General features: G+C 42.3%; 7 protein-coding genes and 1 pseudogene. 5 read left to right on the plus strand and 3 right to left on the minus strand.

What is annotated here, in order from left to right:
• Window positions 1-212 precede the first annotated feature (212 nt).
• The 3 genes from LC574_RS13810 to LC574_RS13820 all read left to right on the plus strand — a co-directional run bounded on the left by LC574_RS13810 (window position 213) and on the right by LC574_RS13820 (window position 965).
• Window positions 213-449 carry a type II toxin-antitoxin system Phd/YefM family antitoxin gene (locus tag LC574_RS13810; protein ID WP_229454052.1) on the plus strand — a complete coding sequence of 79 codons (237 nt, stop codon included), beginning with the start codon at window positions 213-215 and terminating at the stop codon, window positions 447-449.
• Complete coding sequence (locus LC574_RS13815) at window positions 446-631, plus strand: PIN domain-containing protein (RefSeq protein WP_229454053.1); 186 nt, start codon at window positions 446-448, stop codon at window positions 629-631. The genes LC574_RS13810 and LC574_RS13815 overlap by 4 nt, the downstream gene beginning before the upstream one ends.
• 166 nt (window positions 632-797) lie before the next feature.
• Window positions 798-965, plus strand: coding sequence for a PIN domain-containing protein (locus LC574_RS13820; protein WP_229454054.1), 168 nt, complete (start codon window positions 798-800; stop codon window positions 963-965).
• A gap of 71 nt (window positions 966-1,036) precedes the next feature.
• Here the strand turns inward: LC574_RS13820 and LC574_RS13825 are convergent, their stop codons facing one another.
• A complete protein-coding gene (locus tag LC574_RS13825) occupies window positions 1,037-1,717 on the minus strand; it encodes a hypothetical protein (RefSeq protein WP_229454055.1) in 681 nt (226 codons plus the stop codon).
• A pseudogene (locus LC574_RS13830) lies at window positions 1,692-2,114 on the minus strand (ferric reductase-like transmembrane domain-containing protein); the annotation flags it as partial. The gene LC574_RS13825 and the pseudogene LC574_RS13830, both read right to left, overlap by 26 nt.
• A gap of 1,788 nt (window positions 2,115-3,902) precedes the next feature.
• Between LC574_RS13830 and LC574_RS13835 the strand changes: the two are divergent.
• Window positions 3,903-4,955 carry a M28 family peptidase gene (locus LC574_RS13835; RefSeq protein WP_229454056.1) on the plus strand — a complete coding sequence of 351 codons (1,053 nt, stop codon included), beginning with the start codon at window positions 3,903-3,905 and terminating at the stop codon, window positions 4,953-4,955.
• A 335-nt stretch (window positions 4,956-5,290) separates the two neighbouring features.
• On the opposite strand, the gene LC574_RS13840 is transcribed toward LC574_RS13835, so the two are convergent.
• Window positions 5,291-5,752 carry a hypothetical protein gene (locus LC574_RS13840; RefSeq protein ID WP_368736687.1) on the minus strand — a complete coding sequence of 154 codons (462 nt, stop codon included), beginning with the start codon at window positions 5,750-5,752 and terminating at the stop codon, window positions 5,291-5,293.
• Window positions 5,753-6,377: 625 nt separating this feature from the next.
• On the opposite strand from LC574_RS13840, the gene LC574_RS13845 reads away from it, so the two are divergent.
• A complete protein-coding gene (locus LC574_RS13845) occupies window positions 6,378-8,033 on the plus strand; it encodes an alpha/beta hydrolase (RefSeq protein WP_229454057.1) in 1,656 nt (551 codons plus the stop codon).
• Window positions 8,034-8,827: the final 794 nt, after the last annotated feature.

Raw genomic sequence — 8,827 nt, forward strand, 5'->3', positions numbered from 1 at the left:
CGTGGCAGTGGCATCAAAAGCGACATAGGTAAAATAAATAAAAAGTAAACAATTACAAGTGTGGGGGGAATTGCTGTCGCCAACACTTGTATATTATTAACTAGATAACAAGAAAGGCGGGCTGAAAGGGTAGACACGAAAATGTCTCAAGGCAGTTGCATAAAGAATTGCTTAGAATTAAGGCGTAAAAGCGATCGCACAAAATTTGCGGGATGAAGTACCTCAATATTCAAGACACAGACACTACCCTTACAGCGCTACTTGATGAGGTGGCAGCGACTCAAACTGAAGTTGTGGTTACTCGTGATGGCATTCCAGTTGCTCGCATTGTGCCTTGGCAAGCAAAACGAACTTCTACTGATCGCCACCCATTGCGGGGAATGCCGATTGTAATTGCAGAAGATTTTGACGAATCTATGCCGGAACTTTGGGAAACCTTAGGCGAATGATTTTGTTAGATACTCATGTTTGGCTTTGGTTACTGCACGATCCAAGTCAGTTATCGAGTCAGGCGCAAGCCGCAATTGATTCAGAAGAACCACAAAGTGGCTTGCTGGTGTCTGCTATTTCAGCATGGGAGATTGCAATCAAGTTCAGAAGAGAGAAAACTAACGTTACCCTTGCCGATTGATGAATGGTATGCGTTGGCGCAAACACACTCAGGCATTGTCATAGAGCCTTTAAATCCAATACGGTTCAGTTAAGGCCAAAACTCTTTATTAAAGTCAGATTTTTTAACGAACCGCCAAGGACGCCAAGGACGCAAAGAGAAGGAATAAATGCTTAACTGAACTGTATTGCCTTTAAATCCTCTAGATGCGATCGCTAGTACACAATTACCGGATAATTTTCATAAAGATCCGGCAGACAGAATTCTAGTTGCGATCGCAAGGCGATATGGAATTCCTCTAGTAACTTGTGATGCGAAGATTCTGAACTACCCTCATGTGCAAACGATCTGGTGAACTAACTCACAGAAAAGGAGACACAAAGAAAAATGTCTCCCTACTCCGTAGAGACGCGATTAATCGTGTCTCTACCCACTCTCTCTCATGCTTCGCAGTACGACAACTAAGATGCCAATAAATCCGAGGATTGGAAGTGCGATCGCCCAAATTGGTAAATTCTGAGATTCACCCTCTACTAAATCACCATTGACATTTCGCAGGTTTTGTGCATTCTGTGTAGAACCGCCTGCCACAGTAACTTCAAATTTGAACTCAAAGGGTTTGAATCTTGCTCCAGAGACTGGTTTACCATTCAGCTGCAACTGATAAATACCTGGCTTAGGAAAGACAACTTCTGCACCTGGAATACCTTGATAACGTTCAGCTGCTACAGGTTCTAACTGTGGTTCTAACAGGGGTGGCTCTCCAGCTGCATAGGGTTGGGCATAAACAGCCAACTGACAATTACACTGTGATAGGGGAATCACTCTTCCACCTCTGCGGGTAAGCGCAAACCAGGCTTGGCTTGGTTCTCCAGCACGGGGATTATCATTTGGTTCAATGTGGAGGGTGCCGCCGACATCTCCGGCTACTTCCACTTTATGAGCAGATGCAGGAGAAAGATTAGTTATTGATATAACTAAGCAACTCAGGAATAATAAATACTTTATTCTTCCTTGATGCCAGAAAATGCCTTTGAACAAGTAATGTCTCTGTTTTTGACTTGTTGAGAATAAGGATGATTTACCGTGATTTGGTTGGGGGAACATAAAACTTTTCTAAGGCTAACTTTGACCAAAAAAAGCGCGAACGTACTAGCAAGACACTGAGGGTAATAATTCCCATCAGTACTGCCGCTAATTTATTTCCCCAAGTTAATTGCAAGGAACCCAGGTAATGGGAACCAATCAACACAGCATGAATGGCACTCAAGAGCAAGGCTGGCACACCCAATAGATGAATCTGTCGCCAACGCTTGCCCAAAGATTTCTGCAACGATTCCCAACTCGTTAAAGCGGCGGGGGACATTAATATCAATGCTACAGCACCCGCAGCCATACCCCACTGAAATTCTGGCGGCAGGAAAGAAAAGGCGGCAAAATTCCATTGCAATGAGTGTTCTATCATGTGGGCGGTGTGAACCACAGAAAGCACAAAAGATCCCAACAAGATTTAAAAACCTACCCCCGGACTGGGGGAAAGTCTACGCCCAAAACATTCTTTGAGGAGATATGACGAAGCACTTTGTGCAAACGTGGTGAGGCAGCGCGGTCTTGGGGGTCTCCCCCATGAGCGACTGCCGAACCCGTAGGGTCAGCCTGGGAACCTGTGCAAACAGGATATTAAGGCAGTAATGTCTTAAAGAATCTCCTCGCCTTTAGGCAGGAGAGTGTCAAGAGCATCTTTCAGAAGGCAGAAGGCAGGAGGCAGAAGGCACTTATAGAACCCACGTTTAAAAACGTGGGATTGAAGTAAGGATGCCTTGTGTCTCGTGGCACTTTCCGCTCGACACAAATCTTTTTATACTAGTGGGCTTTAGACCCACAACTAAAGTTTTTATTAATACTTCTTTCATAAAAGCCTTCTGCCCTCTGCCCTCTGCCTTTTCTTTGTAAAGCTGCATATATTTACCCCCGGCTACGCCGTCCCCCCTTATTAAGGCTACGGTGTACACACAAGTCTGAAGTTGTTCAAGAATCTGGGTTTTACTCCACCCTAACCACTGCTTGAATTCAATGAACGATACCTCCAATTCAATAAACGACTACCCGAAATCAATAAATGACCACCCGAATTCAATAAATGACCACCCGAATTCAATAAATGACCACCCGAATTCAATAAATGACCACCCGAATTCAATAAATGACCACCCGAATTCAATAAATGACCACCCGAAATCAATATATTTATTGCATAAATTCTCAAAACCTTACCTGAAACCTGATTTACTAAGGTTTTAGCTTTAGTTTTACCCCACCCTAACCCTCCCCGATATATTGGGGAGGGAACTGGATTTTCTGGTTTCCCCCCAATACATCGGGGAGCCACTGCGTTGGGCGGCTCTGCCGACTTGAAGCAAGTGGCGTGGGATTAAGGGGGGTGATTAAAATTACAGTCAAACACTTTTCAAACATCCTCTTATATCAAGTTCGGCAAATCACTTACAATATGTCATTGCGAATGCAACGAAGTGGAATGAAGCAATCGCAAAGGTTTGGGATTGTGCACTTTGCTCGCTTTTGACTAAGTATTAAGTCGAACATGATATTAGAAAGACTTGAGTAGTTTAATACTCATCTCCTGAATGAAGATGTGCTAGCAGCACATAGATTGAAGAGATTGAGCCAAAAGGGTAGCTTTCGTTTCGATGGCTAGCTTTCTTATATTGAATGGGTATTCTTTAGAAGTGCCAGAAAAAGAAGTTGTATTAATGATAAAAAGACTTTCAACTGATCAAGAAACTCAAGAATCGATAGCAGATTGGATAAAATAAAATTGTATTCAAATAGACAATTAAGCTGATTGCAAAGTTACTTTGCAGGTTTATCGAACAGAATTCAGGAGTCAGGAGTCAGAATACAGGAAAGGTATTCTGACCCAAAAAGCGGATAGCGTAGCGTTAGCGAGTCCGCGATAGCGCAGCGTTAGCGAGTATTCGAGCGTCGCGTCTGAATAATCGGCGTTTTTGCACCCCCACCAAATTTTCTTGTTTTGTGGTGCAACAATTCCTGCGCCGGTCTGAATCCCCGACTGATGGTTACTGAGCGTAGCCGAAGTATTGATTCTGACCGGAGGCGGAGCGTCTCCGGCTCCGCTCCTGAATTCTGACTTCTGAATTCTTCTTCAATTAAGAATTTAGGAAACCAAAATATTAAACCCTTCCTAGCAATCCTGGAAAGTTATACCTGGGGATTTGCGCTACCCTAAGTCTGGAAGCCAAGGATAAATCACATGAGAAAATGGATTTGGCTGATGCTGTTGGTGCTGATGGCAGTTGCGGTGGTGGGTAGCAGAGGTAGCACGTTTTTTGAACAGCGTCCGTCGCCAGCAATTGTTGAGCGCATTCCAGTGAAAACACCCCAACCACAGCCAGAGTCAAAGGAAGTTGACAATACCCTACAAGTGTCTACTAATAAGCTGTTAACCCATATCCAAAAGTTGAATTTTCAGCGCTACACAACAAAAGAGCGATCGCTTACTCGCACTTATATCACAACTGAACTCACAAAATTAGGCTGGAAGCCCAAATTAGAAAAGTTCTCTGAGGGTGTGAATATTTTTGCCGAACGTGTAGGAACTAACAAAGCAGCTAAAGCAATTCTCGTGGGAGCGCATTACGACACTGTTGCCTTATCCCCTGGTGCTGATGATAACGCTAGTGGTGTAGCTGTGGTGCTAGAAGTAGCCCGCTTGCTCGGCTCCCGTCCCACGCCACGGACGTTACAGCTAGCTTTTTTTGACAAAGAAGAAGCAGGACTTTTGGGTAGTCAGGCTTTCGTTAGCAAGACAGCACGCTTACAAAACTTGGGCGGAGCGATCGTCATGGATATGGTAGGTTATGCATGTTACACTCCTGGGTGTCAAAAATACCCTGCGGGATTGCCTGTTACCCCAATTAGTGATAAAGGCGACTTTTTAGCAGTAATCGGTGATACAGAACATTTGCCTTTGCTGAGTGCCTTTCAAAACTCACAGATGCTCCCTTCAACCGCTCTGAATAAACAAAAATCAATGCCATCAGTCCTAACACTACCAATTCCTTTTAAAGGTTTACTGACACCAGACACCCTACGCAGCGACCATGCACCATTTTGGTATCAAGGTGTGGGTGCTGTGCTAGTGACAGATACCGCAAATTTACGTACTCCGCACTATCATAAATCTAGCGATGTTCCAGCGACTATCGAGCGATCGTTTTTCACGGGAGCAGCACAGATTGTGGTCAATGCTACTACTGTCTTGTTAGAGAAAAACGAAGTTTTGGAAACTCAACCACCAAGCTGACTGATTAATTCGTAATTCGTAATTCGTAATTCGTAATTAAAGAAGAAATGACTAAGTAAGTCGGCACAATAAAACCAAACTGTGTGAAGAAAACGACCTACTTACAGCAGTTTTCATGTATTTGAACCACATCTGTTGTAGGGGTTTAGCGCATTGCTCATAGGTGTCAACTTAACGTAAAAGCCATGTCCCGCAAGGAACTTCAGTTCCTTGCTAATAGCGAAAGTCATCTAAAGATGACTAAATAATCCGAAAAATCTTTAGTCTACTTTAGTAGACTTTAACTATTAGCCTTGAACTTTAGTTCTAGGCGGGTGAGGAAGGCAACAGTTAAGCTATCTATAGCTTAAGTTGACACGTATGAGCATTGCTAAACCCCTACCGCGTGGTCTATTTACCTGAAAATAGCTGTAATTTCTCGTAGCGGTACTAGTTTTTGGTTCAGGGAAAGTCAATGTCCAATTCTTTTTATCATTGATTTGAAAGTACAAACCTTGGATAATCAGCCGCAAAGCCGTTCTAGTTCTAATAAAATTCCTCACCAGATAAGTTCCTGGTTCAGCAAAGATATCATTATAGTTTTTTATCTGACCAAATTGTTTTGAACAGTAACTGCCAGCACCTTTTACTGTTAATACAAAAAATGGAGCTTTTTTGTATTTATCAGGAATCATAAAAATTCCATATACATGGTGACGACCACGCCACGGCTGAACTATAACCTTAGTAGCATGTACTTGGAACTTTGGAGTTTTTGAAGCAAGAAAAGCCTCGAAATTGCAATCAGAATTGTTCACAGGCCACCACAGTATAATAATACTCAGGGAGAGCAGCAAAATCAAAATATAGCGGAGTCTGCGATGCATAAAGCGAAGAGGAATTGTTGATGCGGCTGGTAGAATTTGATGGGTAATGATAGTGCAGCTAAAGCAGTAAGACTATCTCCCAGCAACACCTCTGCAACACGTTCTAAAGGGCAAAAACAAAACATTAAGCGGTCGGTTAAACTGTGCTGTCAAAAAAATTGCAGTCAAGACATCAGCCCACAAAAAGTTCAGATTGTAGATGCGTAGTTTACCGCCGCAGGCATCGCTTACCCTGTTCTAAACTTTCCTTACAGTATTAAACCTAGCTGAGAAGTAATCAGGCTTTTGTGGCTGTCAACACTGATTTATCCTCAATTTTTTTAGCTGTGATGAATTCTACAATTCGTTGCTTTTGTTATCGAAACAGAATTCAGAACTCAGGAGCAAAGCCGGAGACGTTTCCGTTGCTCCGGTCAGAATTCAGTTGGGTAAACTGAGCAGAAATTGCAGATAGCTAGCGTAGCCAAAAATTTGCTTTTATTTCTAGATAATTATTAGGGTAGCCAAATACACAAATATCCGTTATATTTCCGTAAGTAAGACTTGGTATATATTTATGAAAAGAAGTTGGGGAAGTCTTAAGACAGTTGCGGGTTTCTTTGGCGCGTTGGCTTTGCCCGCCGTAGGCATCGCACTTACACAATTCGGAGTAAATACTCCGGCCATTGCGGCTGACACAATTGTTGTGCGTTTGGGTTTATTTACAGAAACCATCTCCCTTGCTGAGTTGCAAAAGGCTGCAAAAACTGGGGAATTGCCTGGGAGTTTGCAACGATTATCTGAACAACAACGCCGCTTCTTCTTGGGGGCGCTGGGCATGAATATACCGATGAATGTTGTCACCGTTAATAGGTTAGTTAATACTCAGATTGGTACAACTATTCTCAATGACTTTGCTACAGCCTTAGCCAGAAAGGACAAAGCTGGGGTGCAAGCACTCAGAGCAGGATTGGTATTAGGTTCTACTGCACCGCAAGGTCTTTCTATACTGAGTTTTATCGCGGCTTATCCCAGTAAACGTTTAGAAATTGATTTACCAAAGGCTTTTATAGTTGCAGGGAGTTTGAATACAGCTTTTTGGCGCACCCAGCAATTTATGCTAACCATCGCTCCTCAACTGGACTCCAAAACACCGCAGATTGCTTTCCCTTTTGATCCCAGCCAACCAGGAATAGCTCAAGTAAAAATACTCAACTTAAGCCTGAATGACCAAAAGCGCGATCGTCAAATTCCAGTTGATGTTTACTGGTCAACTGCTGCAACTCCCGACAAACCCCTAATTGTCTTTTCTCACGGCTTCACCTCAGTCCGCACAGACTTGCATTACCTGGCAGAACATTTAGCATCCCACGGTTATGTAGTAGCAGCTTTAGAACATCCCGGTAGTAACCAGACAAATACTAACTCAGCATTACAAGGCAAAACCAGTGTTATGAAGCCTCAGGAGTTTTTGGATCGCCCTCAAGATATTAATTTTGTCCTCGACGAATTAGAAAAGCTCAACCAAACGGCTAATCATCCGCTACAAGGGAAACTTGCAACCAATAACGCGATGGTTATTGGCCATTCTTTTGGTGGTGGTACAGCTTTAGCAATTGCTGGAGCAGAGTTACAACTCGAACATCTCAAACAACGCTGCAAAAAAAACTTGACTAGCTTGAGTCTGGGAGAAAATATGCAGTGCATCGCTCAAAAGCTACCAGAAAATACCTATCAACTACGGGATACTAGAATAAAACAGGCGATCGCTCTCAATCCTACAACTTCTCTGATATTTGGCGAAACAGGGTTAACTAAGGTGCAAGTTCCTACCCTAGTGTTAGCAAGTTCCGCAGATAAAACCACCCCAGCTTTAACTGAACAGATTGCGGGATTTGACAAAATCCCATCCCCCAAATGGCTAGTTGGTATAGTTGGCGGTACTCATCTGAGTGTAAAAGACCCCACTACCACATTCGATCAGATAGGAAAACCAAATACACCAATTAGTGGCGGTGAAGTTGTGGGTGAACAAGCAGCAGATGTTCGCAAGTACGTTAAAGCTATAGCTTTGGCGTTTGCTTTCCAGATGACTCCAGAAGCTAAAAACTACGCTATTTTTCTGACATCAGATTATGCCCAATTTGCTTCGACTACGGCATTTCCATTTCACCTAATTACGCAGATTCCTCCTGATGCTATGGCAGTGGTGAAAGAATTTGTTGAGAAATAAGCGACTTCCAATTAAACAAATATCCAATTTTGTAAGTAGCAAGCTTTAAGAGTAGGGATACTTATGGTCAGGGCTATTTCATTCTCATCTAGCCCGCCTCAGAATAAATTCTGAGGCTAATAGCAAAAGTCGTCTAAAGACGACTAAGAAAGGCTTTTAGTCCACTAAGCGTGGACTTGAGCTATGAGCCGCGGAACTTTAGTTCTGGGCGGTTTATGTTTAGAACGAAATAGCTCTGTACTTATGGTGTACACACAAGTCGAAAAAAGCTCGATTTCCATTTTTCTCTCGTTCCCATGCGGAGGATGAAAATGTCTATTAGGGGTTGCTGCCTCTAATAGATAATTGAGTTACTAAAGTTAGCGCTGACACCGCTCAGTTTCTTCTTAAAGTTCAGATTTGTAGCGCGACCAGCCCATAAGTTACTAAATGGATTTTGCAGATGTCTAAGCCCTTGTTGAAACGGTACTAGCTGATCTTCTAATACATTAGACTTTACTTTATGTATTAAGTAATATGCAGCTTATAAAATTAGGTTGAATGTGTAATATCTAGCTAGATTAAATTATAGTAACTTGAGCTAGATTAGATTATAGTAACTTGATATTAAATGTGTAGCTGCCGTTAAATCTCCACTAAAGTTTTACAGTAAAAATAACTATTTACACATAAACTTTATAATATACTTATTAAAAATAATAGAAACTTAAGAATGTAAAAAAGTATGAGTATTTGCTGGACAATACAAATGTATTCTACCTAAATTTATAAGCTGCATATTACTTAATACATAA

The sequence above is a fragment of the Nostoc sp. CHAB 5715 genome, from assembly GCF_020829685.1.
Taxonomy (GTDB): Bacteria; Cyanobacteriota; Cyanobacteriia; order Cyanobacteriales; family Nostocaceae; genus Nostoc.